Annotated in this window: 27 protein-coding genes and 1 tRNA gene; 18 read left to right on the forward strand and 10 right to left on the reverse strand. The window is 66.5% G+C overall.

The genetic code is table 11. The features are described 5' to 3' along the window. Window positions 1-35: 35 nt before the first annotated feature. The 3 genes from ACK4FJ_RS08980 to ACK4FJ_RS08990 all read left to right on the forward strand — a co-directional run bounded on the left by ACK4FJ_RS08980 (window position 36) and on the right by ACK4FJ_RS08990 (window position 1509). Window positions 36-110, forward strand: a tRNA-Gly gene (locus tag ACK4FJ_RS08980). A gap of 55 nt (window positions 111-165) precedes the next feature. Then, entirely contained in the window at window positions 166-804 is a 639-nt protein-coding gene (locus tag ACK4FJ_RS08985; RefSeq protein ID WP_409765566.1) for a VOC family protein, read from the forward strand. Window positions 805-978: 174 nt separating this feature from the next. Continuing rightward, the gene (locus ACK4FJ_RS08990) at window positions 979-1509 is read left to right on the forward strand and encodes a TspO/MBR family protein (RefSeq protein ID WP_409765568.1); all 531 of its coding nucleotides are present in this window, start codon (window positions 979-981) and stop codon (window positions 1507-1509) included. Here the strand turns inward: ACK4FJ_RS08990 and ACK4FJ_RS08995 are convergent. Then, complete coding sequence (locus ACK4FJ_RS08995) at window positions 1506-2105, reverse strand: TetR/AcrR family transcriptional regulator (RefSeq protein ID WP_409765570.1); 600 nt, start codon at window positions 2103-2105, stop codon at window positions 1506-1508. The genes ACK4FJ_RS08990 and ACK4FJ_RS08995 overlap by 4 nt on opposite strands. Window positions 2106-2209: 104 nt before the next feature. Here ACK4FJ_RS08995 and ACK4FJ_RS09000 point away from each other — a divergent pair, with 104 nt between their 5' ends. The 5 genes from ACK4FJ_RS09000 to ACK4FJ_RS09020 all read left to right on the forward strand — a co-directional run bounded on the left by ACK4FJ_RS09000 (window position 2210) and on the right by ACK4FJ_RS09020 (window position 6715). After that, window positions 2210-3013 carry an MBL fold metallo-hydrolase gene (locus tag ACK4FJ_RS09000; protein ID WP_409765572.1) on the forward strand — a complete coding sequence of 268 codons (804 nt, stop codon included), beginning with the start codon at window positions 2210-2212 and terminating at the stop codon, window positions 3011-3013. Between the two features lie 32 nt (window positions 3014-3045). Then, a complete protein-coding gene (locus ACK4FJ_RS09005) occupies window positions 3046-3495 on the forward strand; it encodes an ester cyclase (protein ID WP_409765574.1) in 450 nt (149 codons plus the stop codon). A 95-nt stretch (window positions 3496-3590) separates the two neighbouring features. Next, complete coding sequence (hrcA, locus tag ACK4FJ_RS09010; RefSeq protein ID WP_409766713.1) at window positions 3591-4625, forward strand: heat-inducible transcriptional repressor HrcA; 1035 nt, start codon at window positions 3591-3593, stop codon at window positions 4623-4625. A 108-nt stretch (window positions 4626-4733) separates the two neighbouring features. Continuing rightward, window positions 4734-5324: a nucleotide exchange factor GrpE gene (gene grpE / locus ACK4FJ_RS09015; RefSeq protein ID WP_409765576.1), complete on the forward strand. Its 591-nt coding sequence runs from the start codon at window positions 4734-4736 to the stop codon at window positions 5322-5324. Between the two features lie 170 nt (window positions 5325-5494). Further along, window positions 5495-6715 carry a sensor histidine kinase gene (locus ACK4FJ_RS09020; RefSeq protein ID WP_409766716.1) on the forward strand — a complete coding sequence of 407 codons (1221 nt, stop codon included), beginning with the start codon at window positions 5495-5497 and terminating at the stop codon, window positions 6713-6715. Here the strand turns inward: ACK4FJ_RS09020 and ACK4FJ_RS09025 are convergent. Then, window positions 6681-7331 carry an alpha-ketoglutarate-dependent dioxygenase AlkB family protein gene (locus tag ACK4FJ_RS09025; protein WP_409765578.1) on the reverse strand — a complete coding sequence of 217 codons (651 nt, stop codon included), beginning with the start codon at window positions 7329-7331 and terminating at the stop codon, window positions 6681-6683. The genes ACK4FJ_RS09020 and ACK4FJ_RS09025 overlap by 35 nt on opposite strands. A gap of 251 nt (window positions 7332-7582) precedes the next feature. Between ACK4FJ_RS09025 and dnaK the strand changes: the two genes are divergently transcribed. The 5 genes from dnaK (at window position 7583) to ACK4FJ_RS09050 (ending at window position 12564) form a co-directional block, all read left to right on the forward strand. Next, window positions 7583-9517: a molecular chaperone DnaK gene (dnaK, locus tag ACK4FJ_RS09030; protein ID WP_409765580.1), complete on the forward strand. Its 1935-nt coding sequence runs from the start codon at window positions 7583-7585 to the stop codon at window positions 9515-9517. Between the two features lie 98 nt (window positions 9518-9615). Beyond that, a complete protein-coding gene (gene dnaJ, locus ACK4FJ_RS09035; RefSeq protein WP_409765582.1) occupies window positions 9616-10770 on the forward strand; it encodes a molecular chaperone DnaJ in 1155 nt (384 codons plus the stop codon). 28 nt (window positions 10771-10798) lie between these two features. Beyond that, on the forward strand, window positions 10799-11203 hold the full coding sequence (locus tag ACK4FJ_RS09040; RefSeq protein WP_409765583.1) for a helix-turn-helix transcriptional regulator: 405 nt from the start codon (window positions 10799-10801) through the stop codon (window positions 11201-11203). Window positions 11204-11320: 117 nt separating this feature from the next. Beyond that, window positions 11321-12124 (forward strand): 4-hydroxy-tetrahydrodipicolinate reductase, encoded by an 804-nt coding sequence (dapB, locus tag ACK4FJ_RS09045; protein ID WP_409766718.1) that lies wholly within the window; start codon window positions 11321-11323, stop codon window positions 12122-12124. Window positions 12125-12219: 95 nt separating this feature from the next. Then, window positions 12220-12564, forward strand: coding sequence for an antibiotic biosynthesis monooxygenase family protein (locus ACK4FJ_RS09050; RefSeq protein WP_409765585.1), 345 nt, complete (start codon window positions 12220-12222; stop codon window positions 12562-12564). Between the two features lie 16 nt (window positions 12565-12580). Here the strand turns inward: ACK4FJ_RS09050 and ACK4FJ_RS09055 are convergent, their stop codons facing one another. Further along, complete coding sequence (locus tag ACK4FJ_RS09055; protein WP_409765587.1) at window positions 12581-13090, reverse strand: DUF2244 domain-containing protein; 510 nt, start codon at window positions 13088-13090, stop codon at window positions 12581-12583. 117 nt (window positions 13091-13207) lie between these two features. On the opposite strand from ACK4FJ_RS09055, the gene ACK4FJ_RS09060 reads away from it, so the two are divergent. The 4 genes from ACK4FJ_RS09060 (at window position 13208) to ACK4FJ_RS09075 (ending at window position 16889) form a co-directional block, all read left to right on the forward strand. Then, the gene (locus tag ACK4FJ_RS09060) at window positions 13208-14434 is read left to right on the forward strand and encodes a threonine ammonia-lyase (RefSeq protein ID WP_409765589.1); all 1227 of its coding nucleotides are present in this window, start codon (window positions 13208-13210) and stop codon (window positions 14432-14434) included. 90 nt (window positions 14435-14524) lie between these two features. Then, on the forward strand, window positions 14525-15286 hold the full coding sequence (locus ACK4FJ_RS09065) for an SDR family oxidoreductase (RefSeq protein WP_409765591.1): 762 nt from the start codon (window positions 14525-14527) through the stop codon (window positions 15284-15286). Window positions 15287-15295: 9 nt separating this feature from the next. Then, entirely contained in the window at window positions 15296-16102 is an 807-nt protein-coding gene (locus ACK4FJ_RS09070) for an alpha/beta fold hydrolase (protein WP_409765593.1), read from the forward strand. A 7-nt stretch (window positions 16103-16109) separates the two neighbouring features. Continuing rightward, window positions 16110-16889, forward strand: a complete 780-nt coding sequence (locus tag ACK4FJ_RS09075) for a glutamine amidotransferase-related protein (RefSeq protein ID WP_409765595.1) — start codon at window positions 16110-16112, stop codon at window positions 16887-16889. Here ACK4FJ_RS09075 and ACK4FJ_RS09080 read toward each other — a convergent pair. The 4 genes from ACK4FJ_RS09080 to ACK4FJ_RS09095 form a co-directional block, all read right to left on the reverse strand. Next, a complete protein-coding gene (locus ACK4FJ_RS09080; protein ID WP_409765597.1) occupies window positions 16821-18086 on the reverse strand; it encodes an RsmB/NOP family class I SAM-dependent RNA methyltransferase in 1266 nt (421 codons plus the stop codon). The two genes, ACK4FJ_RS09075 and ACK4FJ_RS09080, sit on opposite strands and share 69 nt — an antisense overlap. A gap of 521 nt (window positions 18087-18607) precedes the next feature. Then, window positions 18608-19414 (reverse strand): DUF2063 domain-containing protein, encoded by an 807-nt coding sequence (locus tag ACK4FJ_RS09085; RefSeq protein WP_409765599.1) that lies wholly within the window; start codon window positions 19412-19414, stop codon window positions 18608-18610. Beyond that, window positions 19411-20268 (reverse strand): DUF692 domain-containing protein, encoded by an 858-nt coding sequence (locus tag ACK4FJ_RS09090; protein ID WP_409765601.1) that lies wholly within the window; start codon window positions 20266-20268, stop codon window positions 19411-19413. The genes ACK4FJ_RS09085 and ACK4FJ_RS09090 overlap by 4 nt, the downstream gene beginning before the upstream one ends. A gap of 69 nt (window positions 20269-20337) precedes the next feature. Further along, window positions 20338-20586, reverse strand: a complete 249-nt coding sequence (locus ACK4FJ_RS09095) for a hypothetical protein (RefSeq protein ID WP_409765603.1) — start codon at window positions 20584-20586, stop codon at window positions 20338-20340. Window positions 20587-20725: 139 nt separating this feature from the next. On the opposite strand from ACK4FJ_RS09095, the gene ACK4FJ_RS09100 reads away from it, so the two are divergent. Next, window positions 20726-21478 carry a creatininase family protein gene (locus ACK4FJ_RS09100; RefSeq protein WP_409765605.1) on the forward strand — a complete coding sequence of 251 codons (753 nt, stop codon included), beginning with the start codon at window positions 20726-20728 and terminating at the stop codon, window positions 21476-21478. Window positions 21479-21743: 265 nt separating this feature from the next. Here the strand turns inward: ACK4FJ_RS09100 and ACK4FJ_RS09105 are convergent, their stop codons facing one another. The 3 genes from ACK4FJ_RS09105 to ACK4FJ_RS09115 form a co-directional block, all read right to left on the reverse strand. After that, window positions 21744-22088, reverse strand: coding sequence for a hypothetical protein (locus ACK4FJ_RS09105; RefSeq protein WP_409765607.1), 345 nt, complete (start codon window positions 22086-22088; stop codon window positions 21744-21746). Window positions 22089-22188: 100 nt separating this feature from the next. After that, complete coding sequence (gene hutI, locus ACK4FJ_RS09110; protein ID WP_409765609.1) at window positions 22189-23439, reverse strand: imidazolonepropionase; 1251 nt, start codon at window positions 23437-23439, stop codon at window positions 22189-22191. Window position 23440: 1 nt separating this feature from the next. Continuing rightward, the gene (locus tag ACK4FJ_RS09115) at window positions 23441-24724 is read right to left on the reverse strand and encodes an NAD(P)/FAD-dependent oxidoreductase (RefSeq protein WP_409765611.1); all 1284 of its coding nucleotides are present in this window, start codon (window positions 24722-24724) and stop codon (window positions 23441-23443) included. Window positions 24725-24743 lie beyond the last annotated feature (19 nt).

Consider the following 24743-nt stretch of genomic DNA (forward strand, 5'->3'; position numbering starts at 1 on the left):
CCCCGGCCTTCCCCGGTTTTCCGGACCGGCGCCGAGCGGGCGTAGCTCAGGGGTAGAGCACAACCTTGCCAAGGTTGGGGTCGAGGGTTCGAATCCCTTCGCCCGCTCCATCTTTCCTTCCGCCTCACACGTCACTCCGCAGGTCCGGCCCTGTATAGTCCCGGCATGCTCAGGCTTGATCATCTCACCGTCATCGCGCCCACGCTCAGAGAGGGCGTGGCGCATCTGCGCGACTGCCTCGACCTCGATGTGCCGTTCGGCCAGCGGCACGTTTATATGGGCACGTTTAACCACCTGCTGCAGCTCGGCGGCAGCGTGTATCTGGAGGTGGTGGCGCTCGATCCCGACGGCGCCGCCCCGCCCTGCCCGCGCTGGTTCGGCCTCGACGACCAGACAGCCGTGCGGGCCGCGTGGGACTCCGGCCGCCGCCTGCGCGGCTGGGTGGCGGGCACCGACGATATCGCGGGCGTGCTGGCGGGCCGCGAAGACATCTTCGGTAAGGCCGTGTCGCTGCCCTGGACCGAGCCCGTTTTCGAGTTCAGCCTGCGCGATGATGGCGCGCTGCCGCTGGATGGCGCGGCGCCCTGCCTGATCGACCGACGCGGCAAGGCCCGCAACATGGCGACGATCCCCGACCTCGGCGCGCGGCTGGACTCGTTCTCGCTTGAACACCCCGACCCCGCCGCCATCGCGGCGCTCTATCGCGAGCTTGAGATCGACCGCCCGCCCGCGATCATGCAGGGCGACATCGTGCGGTATCGCGCGCGCATCGAAACGCCGGCGGGTGTGCGGGAGTTGTTCTGAGTCGCTTTTCTCTCACCATCGTCATGGCCGGACCCAGGAACGCTTCTTGGCCGGCCATCCACGTCTTTGTTGCCGCACGAAAGACGTGGATGCCCGGGTCAAGCCCGGGCATGACGGATAGAGATGTGGTGGAAAAACAGTGAACCAAAGGCCCGCCCGGATCGTATATAGATTATGACCCGCCCTTCATCGGCTTCATCGGCGCCGCCGCCCGTCTTCTCCATGCCCAGCCTGTATGTGCTGCTGCTGTCGTTTGCGTTGTGCTTCGGCGTTTCGGGCCTTGGCAGCGCGGTGACCGTGGGCCCGGTGCGGACATGGTATCCCACCCTGGCCAAGCCGGCGCTGACGCCGCCCGACATCGCCTTTCCCATCGTGTGGACGATCCTGTTCGCGCTGATGGCGGTATCGGTCTGGCTGGTCTGGCGGCAGGCGATCCGCAGCCCGGCCGGCTGGCGTTCGGCCATCCCGGCCTTCATCCTGTTCGCGGTGCAGCTGGCGCTGAATTTCGGCTGGTCGCTGCTGTTCTTCGGGCTGCAGAAAATCGGCCCGGCGCTCATCGAGATGCTGGTGCTGCTGGCCGTGCTGGCCGCCACGATTGTGGCCTTCGCCCGCCATTCGCGGCTGGCCGCCCTGCTGCTGGTGCCCTATTGGGCCTGGGGCGCCTTCGCCACGTACCTCACGTTCATGATCTGGCGGCTGAATTAGCCCGCGCGGGAAACGCCGCGCAGCCAGTCGAGCGCCAGGACAAGCTTCGTGGCATCGTCCAGGCCGCGCGACTCCAGCTCGGCCCAGACCGGAAAAGCCAACACATGCCGCACCGTCGCCAGCAGGCGCGACGCGATGACCGCATCGGCTGAAAAATCCGCCGCCAGCGCAGCAGCCAGCGTATCCAGATGGGCGGCGAAGGCCGCCATCGGTCCCTGCAGGGCCGGCACTTCCGCCACGTCGCGATGCGATGCCGTCCACATCCCGCGGGTCGCGCGGTAATAGGCATAGAAGGCGGCCAATGCTGCCTCCAGCCGGGCCCAGGGATCGGCCAGCCTTTGCCATGCGGCCGGATCGGGCGGCGGATGCAGCGTCAGCCAGTGGGCGGTGCAGGCCTCGAACACCGCCGCCTCGTCATGGAAATGCCGGTAGACCGTCAGGCGCTGCACCCCGGCGCGCTGGGCAATCGCGCTGATCGTGGTGGCGCGCGGGCCGATCTCCTCGTGCAGCTCCATCGCCGCCTCGACGATGCGCCGCCGGGTTTCGTCCTGGCCCTTCGCACGCTCGCGCAGGGTATAGGGTCGCTTCTCCGTCATTCAGTGAACATGGACGATCACTGAAATATTGACAAGGGCCCGGCCGATCTCTATGAATTTCGGTGAACACTATAGTTCATTGAAATAACCCCGGAGCCATCCCCATGACTGCCATTGAAATTCCAACCTTTTGCGCCCCGCGCCCTCTGACCCCGGCCTGGACCGTGCTGCCATCATGGCTGCCGGTGCCGGGCCTGGGCGCGTTGCCGGTGAACTGTTTCCTGCTGAAGGGTCCCGAGCCGCTGCTGGTCGATACCGGCCTGGCGGCTTTGGGCGATGATTTCATCGCCGCGCTGGAAACGCAGATCGACCCGGCCGAGCTGCGCTGGATATGGCTGAGCCACATGGACCCCGACCATGTCGGCAACCTGTCGCGCCTGCTGGCACGGGCACCGCAGGCACGCATCGTCACCGGCTTCCTCGGCATGGGCAAATTGCAGCTCGCCGGCTTCGATGTCGCGACGGTGCATGTCGTGCAGCCGGGCGAAAGCTTCACCGCCGGCGGCCGCCGGCTGAATCCCCTGCGGCCGCCCTATTACGATGCGCCGGAGACGCTGGGCTTCCACGACGAGGCCGATGGCGTGCTGTTCGCCGCCGACTGCTTCGGCGCGGTGCTGCCCGGCATGGTCGACGCCACCGAGCAGATCGCCGCGAACACATTGCGCGACGGGCTGCTGACCTGGACGGCAATCGACGCGCCGTGGCTGGCGGCCGCCGACCGCGCCGCGCTGGGCCGCTGCCTGGCGGCCTTCGAACGGCTCGACTCCGCATGGCTGCTGTCGGCGCATCTGCCGCCGGCACGCGACGCCAGCCATCTCACGAGCCTCATCGCCGATGCCTATTGCGGCAGGGAAATCGCCGCGGCCGATCCCTTCTCCATCGAACGGCTCGCCGTCGCATCGCACTGAACCACACGCATAACCCGAAAGGAATTACACGCATGTCCAGGACGCAAAACCCCATCGACCGCAACATCGCAACCGTGCGGCGTTTCCTTGCCGGCACGCATTCCGCCGACATCGCCGATGTTAGGGTGATCGACGACACCGTCGTGCCCGACATCGTCTGCCATGGTTTCCCCGGCGGGATGAACCCGAACAGCCATGACAGTTACAAGGACTTCTTCCGCATCTTCCGACAATCCTTCGGCGCCATGCAGTTCGGCATCGACACCCTGGTGGCCGACAAGGATTTCGTCTCGGCGCGATGGCATGTCGACTGCATCCATTGCGGCCCGTTTGCCGGCATCGCGGCGACCGGACGGCAGGTGCATTTCACCGGCATGGTGCTCTATCGCATGCGGGATGGCCTGATCGCCGAAACCTGGCTGCATGTCGATGAACTGGCCCTGCTGGGCCAGATCGGTGCCCTGCCCCAGATGGCCGCCTGACGCCGCCTCGACGGACCGGTCCGGCGCGGTTCTGCCGGGCCGGTCCGCCATTGACGGCAGCCCCGCCGGTTCTTAATTCTGGAGCCATGGGCGCGATGATCCAGGAGATGAGCCAGCGCAGCCGCGAGATTTTGCGGCTGGTGGTGGAGACCTACATGACCACGGGCGAGCCGGTGGGCTCGCGCTTCATCTCCAAGCGGCTGGAACACCGCCTCTCGCCCGCCAGCATCCGCAACACCATGGCCGACCTGGAAGAGGCCGGCCTGCTCTATGCCCCGCATACCTCGGCCGGCCGCCTGCCGACCGAAAGCGGCCTGCGGCTGTTCGTCGATGGCCTGCTGCAGGTGGGCGACCTGACCCAGGACGAACGCAGCTCGATCGAGGGCCGCTGCGCCGGCTCGGGCCGCGGTTTCCAGGAAGTGCTGACCGAAGCCACCAGCGTGCTGTCGGGCCTCTCTGGCCATGCCGGCCTGGTGGTGGCGCCGAAGGTGGACGCGCCGTTGCGCCATGTGGAATTCGTGCCGCTGGGGCCGGGCAAGGCTTTGGTGGTGATGGTGTCGGAATCAGGCCAGGTGGAAAACCGCATGCTCGACATGCCGCTCGGCCTGACGCCGGCGGCTTTGGCCGAGGCCGGCGAATTCCTGTCGCGCCGCCTGAAGGGCCGCACCATGGGCGAGGCGCGCAGCGAGATTCTGGGCGAGCTGGCGGTGCGCCGCGCCGAACTGGACCAGTTGGCCGCCCGCGTGGTGGAGGCAGGTTTGGCCGTGTGGAGCGGCGAGGCCGAGCGCGGCACGCTGATCGTGCGCGGCAGCGCCAACCTGCTGGACGACGTGGCCGCCATCGCGGATCTGGAGCGCATCCGCAATCTGATGGAAGAACTCGAGAATACCGAGGAGATGCTGCGCCTGATCGAACTGGCGCAGGGCGGCGAGGGCGTGCGCATCTTCATCGGCTCGGAAAACACCCTGTTCCGCCGCGCCGGCTGTTCGCTGATTGTGGCGCCGCTGCAGAACCAGCAGCAGCGCATCGTCGGCGCCATCGGCGTGATCGGGCCGACCCGGATGAATTACGCCCGGGTGGTGCCGATGGTGGATTTCACCGCCCAGGTGGTCGGCCGCCTGCTCGGCTGAGCGGCCCCAGAAAACCTTTCCGCTGCGGCGAAAAGCCCCGTTTTCCGCCTGCCCCCTTTCAATTCCGGCCATCCGTCCGTATATGCAGGGCCTCGACGAGGATTATCGATGACCCAGACCGACAACCAGACCCCCGAACAGACGACCGAACAGCAGACCGAGACCGCCGGCGAGACCGATGCGCTGACCCAGAATCTCTCCCGGGCCCAGGCCGAGATCGCCGAGCTGAAGGACCGCCTGCTGCGTACCGCCGCCGAGGGCGAGAACCTGCGCAAGCGGCTGGAGCGCGAGAAGGAAGACGCGGCGAAATACGCGTCGGGCAAATTCGCCAAAGACATCCTGACCGTGGCCGACAACCTGCGCCGCGCGCTGGACACCGCCCCCAAAGATGCCGTTGAAAATGATCCGGTGCATGGCCTGATCGCCGGCGTGGAAGCCACCGAGCGCGAGCTGATCGGCGTGTTCGAGCGCCACGGCATCCAGCGCATCGACCCCAAGGGCCAGCGTTTCGATCCCAACCTGCACCAGGCGATGTTCGAGATCGAGGATCCGACCCAGCCGAGCGGCACGGTGATCCAGGTGGTGGCCGCCGGCTATGTGCAGCATGGCCGCCTCTTGCGCGCCGCCATGGTGGGCGTGTCGAAGGGCGGGCCGCAGCCGGAAATCCAGCCGGGCAATACGGTGAATACCCAGGCCTGAGGCCGGGCCTGACCGGGGGGCTGACTTGGGCCTAAGTGCTCGCCGGATAAGAGAATTGTGAGGCACGTCACTCGCCTCGACAATTCGCCGAATCATCCGGTTTTGTCAAAATTCGGCAACACGCGCCGCCGATAGTCGGCCCCGAAAAGTGGCGGGGAAGACCAGTGGACATGATCAGCGGCGAGGCGCTCGAGACCATCGGCACCGTGGCGGTGCCATTGCCGCCGGTGCCGGTTAGCATGCGCTGCGAGGAGGTCGACCTGAAATTCCAGGCCGACCCGGACCTTGGGGCGCTGGCCGTGGTGGATGGCGACCGGCCGGTGGGCCTGATCAACCGCTACGACCTGATCACCCAGCTCTCGCGCGATTACGGCCGCGCGCTTTGGGCGAAAAAGCCCGTCGGCAGCCTGATGGACGAGCATCCGCTGATCGTGGATGCCAGCATCGGCGTCGACACCCTGGAAAGCCTGATCGCCGACGAGCACCAGAGCGCGCTGCTGCGCGGCTTCATCGTCACCCGCAGCAACCGTTATTACGGCGTGGGCACAGCCCTGTCGCTGCTGCAGCTCGGCATGGCGCGCAGCGAGCGGCGCAATCGCGCGCTGGACCGCGCCCGCCAGCAGGCCGAGGAAGCCAGTCTCAGCAAGTCGCGCTTCCTGGCCAACATGAGCCACGAACTGCGCACGCCGCTGAATGCCATCATCGGCTTCGCCGAGATCATCCATAAGGAGATGATGGGACCGCTGGGCAACCCGCGCTACGGCGAATACGTCACCGACATCCTCTCCAGCGGCCAGCATCTGCTCAGCCTGATCAACAACATCCTCGACATGTCGAAGATCGAAAGCGGCTCCTGGCGCATCCAGCCCGAGATGACCGATCCGGTCGAGATCATGGAAGCCAGCATCCGCACCTTCCGCGAACGCGCCGAGGGACGCGGCGTGTTTATGAGCATGGCAGTCGATGCGCGGCTGTTCGAAGGTTATGTCGACCGCCAGGCTTTACGGCAGATTCTGCTGAACCTGATTTCCAACGCGGTGAAATTCACCCCGCCCGGCGGCCGGATCGAGGTGGGCGTGCGACCGCTGGACGATGGCGGTTTCTGCATCTGGGTCAGCGATACCGGCATCGGCATCGCGCCCGAGCATATCCCGCTGGTGCTGGCGCCCTTCGGCCAGGTGGAGAACGACCTGACCCGGCAATACGAGGGCACCGGTCTGGGATTGCCGCTGGTGAAGTCGCTGGTCGAGATGCATGGCGGCATCTTCGAACTGGACAGCACGCCCGGCGAAGGCACCACCATGCGCGCCAGCTTTCCGCCACCGCCGAACGGCATCGCGGCCGGCAGCGGCATCGTCAGGGCCGCGTCACCCGCCGCAATGTCAGATTGATCCGGCCACCGCCAGGGATCAGCCGGCTGGTCCCGGGCAGCACCCGGTCGATACCGTGGAAAGCCAGCCGCGACGCGCCGCCCAGCACCAGCACGTCGCCCGAGGCCAGCCGGAAGGAGCGCGTCGGATCGCGCCGCGTCGTGCCGCCCAGACGGAACAGCGCCTCGTCGCCGAGCGAGATCGAGACCACGGGCGCGGAGAAATCCGCCTCGTCGCGGTCCTGATGCAATCCCATTTTCGCCGCGTCGCGATAGAGGTTGATCAGGCAGCATTCGGGCTCGTGGCCAAAGCCTGCCGCGGCGCGCCATACATCCAGCACCGGCTCCGGGATGGCCGGCCAGGGCCGGCCGGTGACCGGGTGCCGCTCGATATAGCGGTAGCCCTGTTCCCGGTCGGAATACCAGCCGAAACGGCCGGCATTGCTCATGGCCACGCTCATCGGCTTGCCGGTTTTCGGCATGGTGGCATGGTAGCCTGGGGCCTGTTCCAGCACGGCCAGGATGGCGGCGGCCATGTGGCGCTGGGCCTCGGCGTCCAAAAAGCCGGGCAACAGCCGGAAACCCGAGGGCGGGGCGAAGGCGGCCGGGGAGGATGCGGGGGTGGCAGAAGGCTCCATCCCCCCAATGTGGCCGGGCCGGGGCCCCTGTCCAGTGCCGGCCCACGTCCAGTGCAAATTCGGGCAATAACCCGCGACTCGGGCTTCCGGCGGGGGGCCCCGACCGGGCCGGTAATCGGACATTTTTTTGCCACACCTGTTGCGGGACCGGGGGCGCCCTCTTACATACCCCGCGAGACCTTAAACCAAGGGATCCGCCCCGGTGCTTATATGCTGAGGCCGCAGCGGATCGCCGCCAAAAGGAGTGAACCATGGCCAAAGTCATTGGCATCGACCTGGGTACCACGAATTCCTGCATCGCCATCATGGATGGCAAGACCCCGAAGGTGGTGGAGAATGCCGAAGGCGCGCGCACCACGCCGTCGATGGTCGCCTTCACCAAGGATGGCGAACGCCTGATCGGCCAGCCGGCCAAGCGCCAGGCCGTCACCAATCCCGAAAACACGCTGTTCGCCGTCAAGCGCCTGATCGGCCGCGCCTACACCGACGACGCGACCCGCCGCTTCACCGAGATGGTCCCCTACAAGGTGGCCAAGGGCGACAATGGCGATGCCTGGGTGGAAGTCCAGGACAAGAAATACAGCCCGAGCCAGGTTTCGGCCTTCATCCTGCAGAAGATGAAGGAAACCGCCGAGAGCTTCCTGGGCGAGAAGGTGACGCAGGCCGTCATCACCGTACCGGCCTATTTCAACGACGCCCAGCGCCAGGCCACCAAGGATGCCGGGCGTATCGCCGGCCTTGAAGTGCTGCGCATCATCAACGAGCCGACCGCGGCCGCGCTGGCCTATGGCCTGGACAAGCAGGGCGACGGCAAGAAGATCGCGGTCTATGACCTTGGCGGCGGCACCTTCGACGTCTCGATCCTGGAAATCGGCGACGGCGTGTTTGAAGTGCGCTCGACCAACGGCGACACCTTCCTCGGCGGCGAGGATTTCGACCTGCGACTGGTCGATTACTTCGCCACCGAGTTCAAGAAGGAACAGGGCATCGACCTGCGCAGCGACCGCCTGGCACTGCAGCGCCTGAAGGAAGCGGCCGAGAAGGCCAAGATCGAGCTGTCGTCGGCGACTCAGACCGAGATCAACCTGCCCTTCATCACCGCCGATGCCTCGGGTCCGAAGCACCTGGTTATGAAGCTGACCCGCGCCAAGCTGGAAGCGCTGGTCGACGACCTCGTGCAGCGCACTATCGAGCCCTGCAAGAAGGCGCTGAAGGACGCGGATCTGTCCGCCGGCGACATCGACGAGGTGGTGCTGGTGGGCGGCATGACACGCATGCCGAAGGTGATCGAGACGGTGAAGACCCTGTTCGGCCGCGAGCCGCACAAGGGCGTGAACCCGGACGAAGTGGTCGCCATCGGCGCCGCCATCCAGGCCGGCGTGCTGCAGGGCGACGTGAAGGACGTGCTGCTGCTCGACGTGACCCCGCTGTCGCTGGGCATCGAGACGCTGGGCGGCGTGTTCACCAAGCTGATCGAGCGCAACACCACCATCCCGACCAAGAAGAGCCAGGTCTTCTCCACCGCCGAGGACAACCAGGGCGCGGTGACGATCCGGGTCTTCCAGGGCGAACGCGAGATGGCGGCCGACAACAAGCTGCTGGGCCAGTTCGACCTGGTCGGCATCCCGTCGGCGCCGCGCGGCGTGCCGCAGATCGAGGTGACCTTCGACATCGACGCCAACGGCATCGTGCATGTCTCGGCCAAGGACAAGGGCACCGGCAAGGAGCAGCAGATCCGCATCCAGGCTTCCGGCGGTCTGTCGGAAGACGACATCAAGAAGATGGTGAAGGATGCCGAGGAGCATGCCGCCGAGGACAAGAAGCGCCGCGAGGCGGCCGAGGCCAAGAACCAGGCCGAGGCCCTGATCCACGCCACCGAAAAGACCATCGCCGATCTGGGCGACAAGGCTCCGGCCGCCGAGAAGGCCGAGGCCGAGGCGGTGATCGCCGAACTGAAGACGGCGATCGAGGCGAACGAGCCCGAAGCGATCAAGGCCAAGGCGCAGTCCTTAAGCCAGATCGCCATGAAGCTGGGCGAGGCGCTGTACAAGACCCAGGGCGAAGCCGGCGCGGCCGGTGGCGAACAGCCGGGTGCCGAGGCGGCGGCCGGCGGGTCTCAGGGCAAGCCCGATGACGGCATCGTCGATGCCGACTTCGAGGAAGTCAAAGACGACAAGAAGAAGTAAGTCGGAAAAGCCGACGGACCGGGCGCCCATGGCGCCCGGTTTCGCGTCCGCCCCATCGCTGAGGGACGGATGCTGGAGAGACCAGAAAGCTTTTTGCGATGGCAGCCAAACGCGACTTTTACGAAATCCTGGGCGTCTCGCGCAGCGCCACGCCGGAAGACCTGAAGAAGGCCTTCCGCAAGCTGGCGATGCAGCATCATCCGGATCGCAATCCGGACGACAAGGACGCCGAGCAGAAATTCAAAGAAATCAACGAGGCCTATGACGTCCTGAAGGACGAACAGAAGCGCGCGGCCTACGACCAGTACGGCCATGCGGCCTTCGAGGGCGGCATGGGCGCACGCGGCGGCCCGGGCGGCCAGGGTTTCGACTTCACGTCCTTCTCCGACATCTTCGACGACCTGTTCGGCGAATTCATGGGCGGCGGACGCGGCGGTGCACGCGGCGGCGGTAATCGTGGTTCCGACCTGCGCTACAATCTCGAGATCACGCTGGAAGACTGCTATCGCGGTAAGGCCGCGACGATCCGCGTGCCGACATCCATCGCCTGCGAGGCCTGCGACGGCTCGGGCGCCGAGGCCGGCGCGCAGCCGATCGCCTGCCCGACCTGCAAGGGCCACGGCAAGGTGCGCGCGCAGCAGGGCTTCTTCACCATCGAACGCACCTGCCCCACCTGCGGTGGCGCGGGCCGGGTAATCGAGAAGCCCTGCAAGGTCTGCGGCGGCGCCGGTCGCGTGCACAAGGAAAAGACCCTGCAGGTCGATATCCCGCCGGGCGTGGACGAGGGCAACCGCATCCGGCTGGCCGGCGAAGGCGAAGCGGGCCTCCGTGGCGGCAGCGCCGGCGACCTCTATGTTTTCCTGAGCGTGCAGCCGCACCGGCTGTTCCGCCGCGAGGGCCAGAACCTGCATTGCCGCGTGCCGGTCTCGATGACCACGGCGGCGCTGGGCGGTGCGGTGGAAGTGCCGACGCTGGATGGCGGCAAGGCCCGCATCACGATTCCCGAAGGCACCCAGACCGGCAAGCAGTTCCGCCTGCGCGGCAAGGGCATGCCCTCGCTGCAGCAATCGGGTTTTGGCTCGGGCCATGGCGATCTCTACATCCAGGTGATGGTCGAGACGCCGGTGAAGCTGAGCAAGCGCCAGCGCGAACTGCTGGAGGAATTTGCCGAGCTGGGCGGCGAGGAAACCAGCCCGGAAAGCTCGGGCTTCTTCGCCAAGGTGAAGGAAATGCTCGGCGGCAAGGCCGAGTAAGAAAAAGGCGCAGGCATTGCCTGCGCCTTTGGTTCCCCGATCTCAGAACGACAGCGTCGCCGCGCCGCCCGGCACCACCGGCTGGCTGGCCGCCCTGGCCGATCCGGCACTCAGCCGCTGTCTGGCGCGGATCCACGAAGACCCGCTGCGCGACTGGACCGTGCCAGCGCTGGCCAGCCTCTGCGGCCTGTCGCGCAGCAGCCTGGCCGAACGCTTCGAGACCATGCTGCAAACCTCGCCGATGCGTTATGTGCGCGACTGGCGGCTATGCCAGGCCAGCGTGGCGCTCAGCACCACCAGCAAGCCGGTGGCCGCCGTGGCATATGACGCCGGCTATGGCACCGAAGCCGCCTTCAGCCGTGCCTTCGCGCGCGCCTATGGCCTGCCGCCGGCGGCCTGGCGGCAGAACGCGCGGCGTGGCCTGACCGCCTGATCCCTGCCCTCCGACTTGGCCCAACCTTGGCCCGCCGCGTGGCGCGGCCTGCGCGTGCCTGCTAGACTGCCGGCCGGTTTCGATCAGCAGTCCACGGGGAAAAAAGACATGTCTGCCATCCGCATCGGTATCGTCGGCATCGCCGGCCGCATGGGCCAGACGCTGGTGCGCGAAGTGGCGCAGACCAAGGGCTGTGTGCTGGCCGGCGGCACCGAACTGGCCGGCTCGCCCGCCCTGGGCAAGGATCCCGGCGAACTGGCCGGCATCGGGCCGGCCGGCGTGACGATCATCGACGATGCCGCGCAGATGTTCGGCAACGTGGACGTGGTGCTGGATTTCACCGTGCCCGCCGCCCTGCCCCGCCATGCAGCGCTGGCCGCCCAGGGCAAGACCGCCTATGTGGTCGGCACCACCGGGCTGGAGCCGCAGCATTTCGAGGCGCTGGAGAAGGCCGCCCATCACTGCGCCATCGTGCAGGGCTACAACATGAGCTTAGGGGTGAACCTGCTGGCCGGCCTGACCCGCCAGCTCGCGGCCTCGCTGGGCGAGGACTGGGATATCGAGATCGTGGAGATGCATCACCGCATGAAGGTGGACGCGCCGAGCGGCACCGCCATCCTGCTGGGCGAGATGGCCGCACTCGGCCGTGGCATTCCGCTGGACAAGAACGCCGAGCGTGGCCGCGACGGCATCACCGGCGCGCGCAAGAAGGGTGCGATCGGCTTCGCGGCCCTGCGCGGCGGCAACGTGGCCGGCGAGCATACCGTGATCTTCGCCGCCGACAACGAGCGCATCGAACTGAGCCACAAGGCGACCGACCGCGGCATCTTCACCCGCGGCGCCCTGCGCGCCGCCGTATGGGTGCATGGCAAGCCGCCGGGCCTGTATCGCATGGCCGACGTGCTGGGCATGGCTGGCTGATTGGGGCCGGCTAAAATACTTCGGCCAGCGGCGAAGCATTTCCGCAAGACATTCGGCACACGAGACGGCATCCTCGGCATCAGAGGAGATGCCCGATGATTGCCGTGATTTTCGAAGTCTGGCCCGATGGCGAGGACGGCCGGACGGAATACCTGGATATCGCCGCCGGCCTGCGGCCGGAGCTGGCCAAGGTGGATGGCTTCATCAGCGTCGAGCGGTTCAGCTCGCTGACCGAGCCGGGCAAGATGCTCTCGCTGTCGTTCTGGCGCGACGAGGATGCCGTGAAGGCCTGGCGCAACCAGCACCATCACCGCATGGCGCAGACCAAGGGGCGCGGCGGCGTGTTCCGCAATTATCGCCTGCGCGTGGCCCATGTGCTGCGCGATTACGGCATGGACGAGCGGCGCGAGCAGGCGCCGGAAGAATTCCGCAACCGGTGAGCAAAATGATGGTAGGTCAGATGCTGTCGAGCGGGCGCAGGCCGGCGCCGGGCGGAATGCGCCAGCGCACCAGCACCTCACGCAGGGCATCGGCCAGCACGCGGCGCTCGTCGGGGCTCAAGAAAGCGCCCAGGGTCAACGCGCGGCCATGGCTCCATAGCCGCAGCGGCGAGGCATCGTCCTCGGCATCGCATTCGACCCGCAGCCAGTAGGGCTGCAGCCGCCAGGCCTTTTCGTTGCCCTTGGCATCGATGCGGCGCACCTCCAGCGCATCCTGGTCCAGACGGATGATCTCGCGCGCCCGGGCCTGGCCATAGCTGTAGCGGAAGGCCAGCCAGAGCAGCAGCACGTCCAGGCCGAAGAAACCGAAGACCGGCCAGGCGCCGATGGCCCAGAAGGCGATGCCGGCGGCGAAATTCACCAGGGCAAAGAACACCATCAGGATGGTGAAGCCGCGCGATCCCAGCGAGCGGTAGGGCTTCAGCTCGATCTCGAAAACCGGTGGTATCCGGCGGGCGTCGGTCATGGCCTTTAAACTAGACCGGACGATCCGCCCCGCCAAGTGCGGATCAAGCCGGCCCGTGACCCCGGCATCAGGCTCGATTATAGTCCTTTTATCAATCTGTTGTGCCGGATGGAGTCCATGACCTCGCTTGCCCCGATGATCGGCCTGGCCGATGTGCGCACCGCCGCCGACCGTATCCGCGGCGCGGTGGCCGAGACGCCCTGCCTGCATTCGCGCACGCTTTCCAGCCTCACCGGCGCCGAGGTGTGGCTGAAATTCGAGAACCACCAGTTCACCGCCAGCTTCAAGGAGCGCGGCGCGCTGAACAAGCTGCTGCAGCTTTCCGACGATGAGCGCAAACGCGGCGTGATTGCCATGTCGGCCGGCAACCATGCCCAGGGCGTGGCCTATCATGCCGGGCGCCTAGGGATTCCCGCCACCATCGTGATGCCGACCATCACGCCATACGTGAAGGTGCGCCATGTGCGCGCTTTCGGCGCCCGCGTGGTGATCGAGGGCGACACGCTGGTGGAGGCCGCGACCAAGGCCCGCGCGCTGGCCGAGGCCGAAGGCTTGGTCTTCGTCCACCCCTATGACGATCCCGCCATCATGGCCGGCCAGGGCACGCTGGCGCTGGAGATGCTGGCGCAGGCGCCGACCCTGCAGGACCTGATCGTGCCGGTGGGCGGCGGCGGCCTGATCGCCGGCATGGCGGTGGCGGCCAGGGCGTTGAAACCAGACCTGCGCATCTTCGGCGTGGAATCCGAACTCTACACCGCGATGTACCAGGAGATGCATGGCCTGCCGGTGCATGTGGGCGGCGTGTCGATCGCGGAAGGCATTTCCGTGCGCGATATCGGCCGCGCGCCCATCGAGGTGGCGCGCAAGCTGGTGGAAGACGTGCTGATCGCCCGCGAGGCCGATATCGAACGCGCCATCGTGGCGCTGGTGGAAATCGAGAAGACCGTCACCGAGGGCGCGGGTGCCGCCGGCCTGGCCGCCCTGCTCGCCCATCCGGAACGCTTCAAAGGCCGGCATGTTGGCATCGTGCTGTCGGGCGGCAACATCGATACCCGCCTGCTCGCCTCCGTGCTGATGCGCGGGCTGGTGCGCGACGGGCGGCTGGCCCGCATCATCGTGATGAGCGACGACGCGCCGGGCCGGCTGGCCAAGGCGGCCGGCGTGATCGGGGCGGCCGGCGTGAACATCGTGGAAGTGGCGCACCAGCGCCTGTTCACCCTGGCCTCGGCCAAGGCCACCGAGATCGAATTCGTGGTGGAGGCGCGCGACCGCGCCCATCTGGAAGACCTGCTGCTGGCCCTGGCCGCCGCCGGCCTGCCGGCCAAGATCGAAGAGCCGGATTAACGTAGCGTCATGCCAACGTCATGGCCGCGTCATGTTTGCCGCGCCCATGAAAAGCCGGCTATCCTTCCCCCATAATCACGGGAGGACATCATGGGCCGCGTTGCCAACAAAGTCGCGCTGATCACCGGCGGAGCCTCGGGTCTGGGCAAAGCCACCGCCATCATGATGGCGAAGGAAGGCGCCAAGGTCGCCATCGCCGACCGCAACCTGGATGGCGCGCGCGCCGTGGCCGACGAGATCGGCAAGAATGCCATCGCCGTCAACCTGGACGTGACCAGCGAGCAGCAGTGGATTTCCGCGCTGGACGTGGTGGAAGCCGCCTTCGGCAAACTGAACGTGATGGTGCATTCCGCCGGCGTGGGCGTGCTGAAAAGCGTGGAGGATATCAGCGTCGAGGAATGGCACTTCGTGCATAACGTGAATCTGCACGGCCCCTTCCTGGGCATCAAGCACGGCCTGCCGCGCATGAAGGCCCATGCGCCGGGCTCGATCATGATCATCTCCTCCGTCTCGGGCATCATCGCCGGACATAACATGTCGGCCTACAACACCTCGAAGGCCGGCGCGCGCATGCTGGCCAAGACCACGGCTTTGCATTGCGCCAAGCGCAAATACGACATCCGCTGCAACTCGGTGCATCCTACCTTCATCGACACGCCGATGGTGCAGAGCATGATCTATGGTGGCGGCGACCCGGCCCTGGTGCGCCAGAAGCTGGAATCGCAGGTGCCGCTGGGCAAGCTGGGCGAGCCCGACGACGTGGCGAGCTGCATCCTCTATCTCGCTTCGGATGAATCCAAATTCGTCACCGGCGCCGAATTCGTGATCGACGGCGGCATCACCGCGCAATAGGAGGACGGCATGCCGCAGATCGAGGTCAACGGCACACGCCTCTATTACGAGGATACCGGCCCGGGTAGCACTGGCGAAACCATCGTGTTCAGCCATGGCCTGCTGTGGGATGCGGAACTCTTCGCGTCGCAGCTGGCGCATCTGAAAGACCGCTATCGCGTGATCGCCTACGACCATCGCGGCCAGGGGCGCAGCGCCGACGACCCGGCCAGCAGCATCGGCATGGAGACCGTGTATCAGGATGCCGTCGCGCTGATCGAGAAGCTGGCCATCGGCCCGGTGCATTTTGCCGGGCTGTCCATGGGCGGTTTCGTCGCCATGCGGCTGGGCGCAAGGCGGCCCGACCTGGTGCGGTCGCTGATCCTGATGGAGACCTCGGCCGACCCCGAACCACCTGAGAATGTGCCGAAATACCGCAAACTGAATTTCGTCGCGCGCTGGCTGGGATTAGGCCTGGTGGCCGGCAAGGTGATGCCGATCATGTTCAGTCAGGATTTCCTGACCGATCCGGCGTGCGCGGCCGAACGTTCGCATTGGCGGGCCAAGCTGGTGGCCAACCGGCGCAGCATCTGGCGCGCGGTGAACGGCGTGATCGACCGCACCGGCGTCTATGACGAGCTGGGCCGCATCCGCTGCCCCGTCCTGGTGGTGGTGGGCGATCAGGATGTGGCCACCGTGCCGGCCAAAGCCGAGCGCATCCATGCCGCCATCCCGCAATCCCGGCTGGTCAGGATCGCCAAAGCCGGGCATAGTTCCTCGGTCGAACAGCCGGTTGCGGTGAATGCCGCGCTGGACGGTTTCCTGAAGGATCTCTGAAACGGACATGCATCACGGACCACGACAGGACGACGGGACTCCCCAGCCCGCGATCCTGATGATCGTCCACCAGGAAAGCTCCGATCCGGGCCGGATCGGCGAAATGCTGCGTGCACGCGGCTATCACCTCGATATCCGCCGGCCCTGCCTGGGGCAGGAGCTGCCCGCGACGATGGCGCATCACGAAGGCTGCGTGGTGTTCGGCGGGCCGATGAGCGCCAACGACGACCACCTGGATTTCATCCGCAGCGAGCTGGATTTCATCCCGCGCGCCGTGGCGAGCGGCAAACCCTATCTGGGCGTCTGCCTCGGCGCGCAGCTGCTGGCCCGGGCCGGCGGCGCCAAGGTGGCCCCGCATCCCGATGGCTGGCACGAGATCGGCTATTACGCGGTGAAGGCCACGCCGCGCGGCCGCGCCTTCTTCCCCGAGCAATTGCATATCTTCCAATGGCACGGCGAAGGCTTCGAGCTTCCGCGCGGCGCCGTGCGGCTGGCTTCCACCAACTGGTTCCCCAATCAGGCGATGCGGATCGGCGAGACCGCCTTCGGCCTGCAATTCCATCCGGAAGTGACCGAGACGGTGATGCGCCGCTGGACGCAGTTCGCCGGGCACCGGCTGGTGCTGCCCGGCGCGCAGGCACGCGACCTGCAGCGGGCCTATTGCCAGCGCTTTGACGCCGGCATCGCCGCCTGGCTGGACGGTTTCCTGGATCGCTGGCTAAACGTCGCGGACCAGGATGGCGGCAAAGAAGCCGTCCGTGCCGTGGCGGGCGGGCGTCAGGTTTAAATACGGCCCCGGCACCGGGCAGGCACCACCCACCGTGGCCTCCCATACATCCGTCACCGGCATAAGTTTGAAACCCGGATGGCGCTTGAGGAAGGTGGCCACCTGGTCCTCGTTTTCCTCTTTCAGCACCGAGCAGGTGACATAGACCAGCCGGCCGCCCTTGCGCAGCAATTTCGCCGCACGATCGAGGATTTCGGCCTGGCGCTGGGTGAGCTCGGCAACATCCTGCGGCGTGAGGCGCCATTTTGCGTCGGGCTTGCGCCGCCAAGTGCCGCTGCCGCTGCAGGGCGCATCGACCAGCACGCGGTCGGCCTTTTCGGCATGGCGCTTGAGCCACTTGGCATCCAGCGGCCGGCATTCGGCATTATGCACGCCGGCGCGGCGCAGCCGCAGCTTGGCCTGCGCCAGCCGCCCCTCGCTGACATCCATCGCCACCAGGCGGCCGGCATTGCGCATGGCCGTGCCCAGCACCAGGGTCTTGCCGCCGGCGCCGGCGCAGAAATCGGCGACGAACCTGCAGCCCGCGGCATCCACCAGCAGCGCCGCGATCTGCGAACCTTCGTCCTGCGGTTCGACCAGGCCATCGGCAAAGGCCTGCGTGTTGTTCACGTAAGCCTGCGGCGACAGCCGCAGTCCGATGGGCGAGAGCGGCGTGAACTGGCATCGCAGTTCTTCCGCCGCCAGCGCGGCCATGGCGGCGTCGCGCGTGGTCTTCATCGTGTTGACGCGCACATCCAGCGGCGCCGGACGCAGCATGGCGGCCAGCTCCATGTCGAAATCGCCGCCGAAGCGTTTCTTCAGGGCCGGCAACAGCCATTCCGGCACGCTGTGGCGCGCGGCAGCCGGCATGTCGGGATGATCCAGCGTGTGGCCTTCCAGCCGGCGCAGCAGAATCTCGACGGCCTTGTCGCCACCAAACAGCGGCAGCAGGCCATTGGCCTTGGCGCCGGCATTCAGGATGCGGTAGGCGGCAACACGCAGGCGGTTATCGGGCGGCAATCCTCCTTTGCCTTCCGAAATCCACCAGTCGAGCCGGCCGCGCAGGCGCATCACGTCGTCGCTGATCTGGATGATCGCGTCGCGCTCGGCCGCGTCATACTGGCGATGATGCTGCTTCATCCAGGCATGGCGCACGCGGTCGGCGGTGTCGCGGCTGGGGAACATGGCATCCAGCAGGGCGACGGCAGCCTCGGCCACCTTGCGGCTGCCGGCAGGACGCAGGCCCTGTTTCTGGCCCTGTTTCGGACTCTGCTTCTGGCCCGGTTTCTGATCCCTGTCGTGATCATTCCGGGTCCGATCATTCTGGGCCCGCTGCTCCGGCCGGGGCCGTCGCGTCTGTTTCCAGTCCTGACTCTGCTCGTCGCGCCGGCGGCGGCCGGCCCCGGACTTGGCACCGGGCTTGCCCCCCGCGGCCCGGGCCGGACGCGACGGGGCGCCGGAACCGGCACGGTCCTGCCGGGACCAATCTGCCTTGGGACGATCCGCCCTGGGCCCATCCGCCCTTGGCCGATCCGCCTTGGAACGGTCAGCCTTGGGCCGATCTGTTTTGGAGCGGTCTGTCCGGGGACGATCGGAAGACGGGCCACGGGAAGGCGGGCGACCGGAAGGCGGCCGGCGGCCGGATGGGGGTTTGGGCACGGTAAAACCGATCTGCGGGTTGCGGGATTGGCCCACTCATAGGCCGCCCCGCCGGCCCCGGCAAGGCCGCAGGCCACCGGTCAGGCGGTTTCCTCGAAACCCGTGATCCAGCCGCTGTCGATCCACAGGCGCAGCAGGCCGGCGGCGCGCTGTGCCGAAGCCTCGACCCCGACCTGACCGGCCACCACGGCGCAGAGCCCGGCAAAAACCTCGCCCTCGCTGGCCGCATGCAGCATTGCGGCTTCGTCGGGATCGAGCATGCGGAAGCGCACGCCGGTTTCGCTGCGCCACACAACCCAATGCCGGGCGGCCGCGTCGAGGGCCGGCGGCGATGCGGGCAGCGGCGTCTGGGCATCGCAATCCTGCGCCGCCAGCCACCAGTCCGGCACCGCATGGGTCAGGCTGACGAGATGCAGCGCGGGATGAAGCCCAAACCGCAATGCCGGCCAGGCCGTGGCGGAAACGGTCGATAGATCATTCACATGTACTGTGTCTGCGTCGGCCGCATCGAAGGCCAGACCGATGGTCCATTCGAATTCCGCCATGGCGATGGCCGCAGCCTGCTCATGCCAGGACGGCTGCGTGGCGATGAAGCCCGGCAGGGCGGCGCCGAACCAGCGGATGTTCGGCGAGACAGAGCGGTGAACGGCGATATAGGCATAAGCCAGCGCCGCGAAACGCTCCGGCCCGATCAGGCGCAGCAGCACCGGATAATCGTTGCGCAGCACTTCATGCAGGCGCTCGACATAGGCATTGCGATAGACCTCCAGGCGTGTGGCGGCATCGATCCCCGCCGGCACGCGTAAAGCCCGCAGGACCTGCGCCGGAGCGGCCTGCTCAAGCAGGCAGGCGGAGAATTCCGCCTGCAGGCTCGCCAGCCCGTTCATGCCGCCATCTCGCCACAGGTTTCGGCCGCCACCTGCCGCACGCGGCCCAGTTCGTCCAGAAGCTCGGCGAAAGGCGGGAAATTGTCGTCGCGCTCGATCATGGTGGAAACCGGGCCAAAACGGCGCAGCGCGCGGGCATAAAGCGCGAAGACCGGATCGGCCACCGGGGCATCATGGGTGTCGACGATCAGATCGCCCTGGTCGCTGTGACCGGCGAGATGGATCTGCGCCACGCGGCCAAGCGGGATGCCGTTCAGGAAGGCATCGGCATCGAAGCCATGGTTGCGCGCACTGACATAGACATTGTTGACATCGAGCAGCAGGAGGCAATCGGCCTGCTCCGCCAGGGCGGCCAGGAAGTCCCATTCCGTCATCGTCGAGCCGCTCCACTCGACATAGGACGAGACATTCTCCAGCAGGATGCGGCGCCCCAGCATATCCTGCACCTGCCGCACCCGCGCCGCGACATGGCGTAGGGTTTCTTCGTTGAAGGGGATCGGCAGCAGGTCATGCAACTGCACGCCATCATGGCGCGACCAACAGAGGTGATCAGAAATCCAGCGCGGCCCTATCCGCGCCGCCAGCGCCTTTACCTGCGCAAGGTAGTCCGCATCGAGCGGATCGCTACCGCAGATCGACAGCGACACGCCATGCAGCACCACCGGCCAGCGCTCGGCGATGCGTTCAAGCTGGCGCAAGGGCGGCCCGCCGGCGACGAGATAGTTTTCGGTGATCGCCTCGAACCAGTCGACCGGAGGATCGCCGTCGAGGATGTCAGGATAATATTGCGGCCGAAGCCCAAGACCGAAGCCGAGATTGGGCAGGCCGTGATCCTGCGCGCGCATAGTCGTCATCGTCCGTCACCCGGGAAGCGGACCGGCTGCCGTGACATGGCAGCCGGTCCGCATTGCCGTAATGGAGGATCAGCCGACCTTACCGCCAGCCGCCTTGCATGCGGCAGCATCCTTCACCTCGGTGAAGCCCTGGCCCTTGCAGGCATTCAGGCCCTTGCACGAGCTGCTGGCCGTCTTGCAGGCGCTATGGCCCTTGCAGGCATTGGCGCCCATGCATTTCACGGCGGCTTCGGCCGAAGGCGCAACCAGGGCGATGGTGCCTGCCGAGAAAAACGCGGCGGCGGCGGCGGCAACCGCCAGAGTGGTGGTACGGTTCATGAACGATACTCCCTGTTTCCGGTTCAAGTTCCAGCTCAGGCATCTGCCAACCGGGCCGGCAAGCTGCTAGGCTGCACAAAGGACTTCGCCCGCACGCAGGCATGCGTTACACCAGACACAAAATCGTGACCAGACGACCGTGACAGCCACCACCCGCCGCACCGGCTTCCGACTGGCCGACCTGACCTGGACCGAAGCCGCCGACCTGATCGGCGACGGCCTGCCGGTGGTGCTGCCCATCGGAGCCGCCGCCCGTGCCCACGGCCCGCATCTGCCGCTAGGCACCGACCGCCTGGTAGTGGAGGCCGTGGCTGAGCGCCTGCTGGCCCGGATGCCCCTGCTGGTCGCGCCCAGCATCGGCGTTGGCTATCATCCCGCCTTCATGGATTATCCCGGCAGCCAGCATCTGGAAGCCGCCACCTTCGAGGCCCTGGCGACGGAACTGATCGAGGGTTACCTGCGCCACGGCGCCGAGCGCATCCTACTGCTCAACAATGGCATCTCGACCGAGGCGCCTTTGCGGCTGGCGGCCCAGACCATCCTGCAGCGCCATGGCATCCGCGTCGCCAGCGCCGACCTGCCACGCCTGCATGACGACGCAGCATCCGACGACGAGCGCGATACCTCGCTGCTGCTGGCCATCGCGCCGGCCCTGGTGCGTTTGGACCGACTGGGCGAGACCGGCGACCTTTCTACCGATGACGAGCCGGCCCTGCGCGTCCTGCGCCAGCCTTTGCGCCTGACGCCGGAGGAACGGCCGGGCGGATTGCTGAACCGCAGCGGCGCCATGGCCGATGCCTCGGCCGCCACAGCCGAAAAAGGCGAACGCCTGCTGGCCGACATGGTGGAGGCCATCGCCGCCGACCTGCAGCAGCTCTGGTCCGATCTTTAATGCTTTGATGATTCCGACTGCTGGGCAAGTTTTCGTATTTGCTCAGCGGTCTGTATAGATGCTCCACAAAATGGGCAATACCGCAATGCCTGATCAAGCCAAGCAGTGCCGCCATCCATTTGGACAGCACCAATGGTTACGTAATAAATGCCGTTGTCTTCCTGAAAAAAATGAGACTTGCTGGGGATCGCAAGAGCATCTTTCACCTCTTTACAGCACTCACCCAACTGCAAGCGTTTCGTTTTACCGAATAGCATCGCCGTTGTTAAACGATGCGCAGGTTGCGCGGATTGCTGCGTAGCTTGAGGTCGTTGACCGCCACTTCCATCACATTGATGGCGCGCTTGGTTTCGTCGAGCTGCTGCTTGAGTTCGGCGAGTTCGTTCTTGAGATCGGTCAGTTCGCCATAGGTGAGCTGCGCGGCGCGTTCGTTGTCGGCGAAGAACTTGTTGTAGGCGGCGAACTGCTTCTCGATGCCACCCATGCGGGTTTCCAGCGTGATGCGCATCTGGCTGATGCGCTGCTCGAAATTGCCGAGATGCAGCAGCAGCCAGGCGCCCAGCCACAGCAGGACGATGGCACCACCCATCACATACAGCCAGTCGCTCATCCGTCACCCAGGGTCAGGAACCGCGCCGCAACGCGACTCGCGCATCTGCGTATGCACAGGATATAGCGCCCGGCCGCGTCGGCGCAATCGCAGCCTGTGGTTAACGGGTCCGGGAAAGCGGCGGCAGCGGTCGACCGGAAAACACCACCTGGCGGATGGGGTTCAGGCCGACCTGATAGGCGAGCGCCGCGGGACGGTCGATATCCCAGACCGCGAAATCGGCGGTTTTCCCGGCCTCCAGCGTACCGGTTTCCGCCTGCAATCCCAATGCGCGGGCGGCCTGGCGGGTGATCCCGGCCAAAGCCTCGGCCGGGGTGAGCCGGAACAGGGTGCAGGCCATGCTGAGCATCAGCAGCAGGGAGGTGACCGGCGAGGTGCCGGGATTGCAGTCGGTGGAAATCGCCATCGCCACGCCATGGCGGCGCAGCAGATCGATGGGCGGCAGCCTGGTTTCGCGCAGGATGTAAAACGCGCCGGGCAGCAGCACCGCCACCGTGCCGGCTTTTGCCATGGCCATCACGCCGGCTTCGTCCAGGTATTCCAGATGGTCGGCCGAGAGCGCACCGAATTCGGCCGCCAGCGCCGCACCGCCCAGATTGCTGAGTTGTTCGGCATGCAGCTTGACCGGCAGGTTGTGCTTGCGCGCGGCCTCGAACACACGACGTGTCTGCGCCGGCGTGAAGCCGATACCTTCGCAGAAGGCATCCACCGCATCGGCCAGCCCGGCCTGCGCGGCGGCCGGAATGATGCGGTCGCAGACCAGATCGATATAGCCATCCGCATCATCGGCATATTCCGGCGGCAGGGCATGAGCGGCCAGCAATGTGGTACGGATACGCACGGGAGATGTTTCGCCCAGCCGGCGCGCCACGCGCAGGCTTTTCAGTTCGTTCTCCAGATCGAGGCCGTAGCCCGACTTGATCTCCAGCGTGGTGACGCCTTCGGACAGCAGGGCATGCAGGCGCGGCACGCTCTGGCGCAGCAATTCCGCCTCGCTGGCGCCACGCGTGGCCGTCACGGTGGAGCGGATACCGCCGCCGGCGCGCGCGATCTCTTCGTAGCTGGCGCCATTCAGCCGCAACTCGAATTCATGGGCACGGTTGCCGCCATAGACCAGATGAGTGTGGCAATCGATGAGTCCCGGCGTGATCCAGCCGCCGCCCAGATCATGCATGGCGGTCTGCGACCCGATGCCATCCTTCGGCAGGCTGGCGACCGGACCGATCCAGGCGATGCGGCCGTTTTTGATGGCAATCGCACCGTCGCGGATGGCACCGAAGCCGTCGCCGCCGCCATTCGCCATGGTGGCGATGTCGGCATGGCGCCAGACGCTGTCCCAGAATTCACTCATCTCAGATCCTGTCCGCCACCAGATGCGCGGCCTGCGCACCGACTTCATAGACTATCTGCCTGGATAGCCGGAAGGGGGCCACCTCGACCGGCGTGAGCGGCAGCGGCAGGTCGGTCTCGCCGGTCTCGCCCCGCACATAGGATGCCAGCACACGGCCGAACACCGTGCCCGGTGCGATGCCGCGCCCGTTATAGCCGCTGAAGCCGATCATGCGGAATCCGTAGCGGTGGAAACGCGGCAGGTTGTCGGCCGTCATGCCGATGGTGCCATACCATTCGGCCTCGAACTCAACATCACCAATGCCGGGAAACAGCCGGCGCAACGCACGCTGCGCCCAAGCGCGATGCACAACGGCGCCGCTGCCGCGCAGCGCACCGATGCTGCCGAAGACCAGACGGCCGGCCTGGTCCATACGGAAGGAATTCATCACCAGCTGTGTGTCCCAGGCGCCCTGCCCTTCGGGCAGGATCAAGGCCCGCATCTCCGCTGACAGTGGCCGCGTGGCGAAGTTGAAATAGGGCAGCGGCACCTGTTCCCGCCGCGCCGCATCGCCCGGCCCTGAGCCATAGGCATCGGTCGACAGGACCACCCAGTCCGCCGTCACCCGGCCGCTCGCCGTGCGGATCTGCCATCTGTCGTCCTTGCGCTCGACTGCGTTAACAGGCGACCGCGTGAACAGCCTTGCGCCAGCCTTCTGCGCGGCCATGGCCAGCCCGCGCACATAGGCCAGTGGCTGGATCGTGCCCGCCCGCCGGTCCAGGAGCGCGCCGGAATATTTGCGCGTGCCCAGCAACGCAGCAGCGCGGGCTGCGTCCAGCAACTCGACATCGGCACCGCGCGCCTGCCATTGCTTGGCACGCGCCGTGATCTCGGCAAAGCCGGACTGGCCATGGGCACAATGCAGCGTGCCAGCATGGACAGCCTCACATTGGATGCCATGGTCCCGCACGATATCGAAGACCAACCTCGGGCCATCGCCCAGCAGATCGAGCAGGCGGTTGCCATAAGGCGCCGGCAGCGTCCTGAGCAGGACCTCCGGCATAACCCACATACCGGCATTGACCAGGCCGACATTGCGGCCGGCGCCGCCGAAGCCGATCTCGGCTGCCTCGATCACCGCAACCGGCGTGCCGGCCTGCGCCAGATGCAGGGCAGCGGAGATGCCGGTGAAGCCGGCACCGATCACCGCGACCTCCACATCCAGATCACCGGCCAGCCTAGCGGTTGCCGGCGCGGCCGGCGCGGTCTGCTCCCAGAGGCCGTGGGAGCGCGGATCGTTCAGCATCGTCGTGTCTCTTCGGCCC

It is taken from the genome of Ferrovibrio sp. (assembly GCF_046297595.1).
Taxonomy (GTDB): domain Bacteria; phylum Pseudomonadota; class Alphaproteobacteria; order Ferrovibrionales; family Ferrovibrionaceae; genus Ferrovibrio.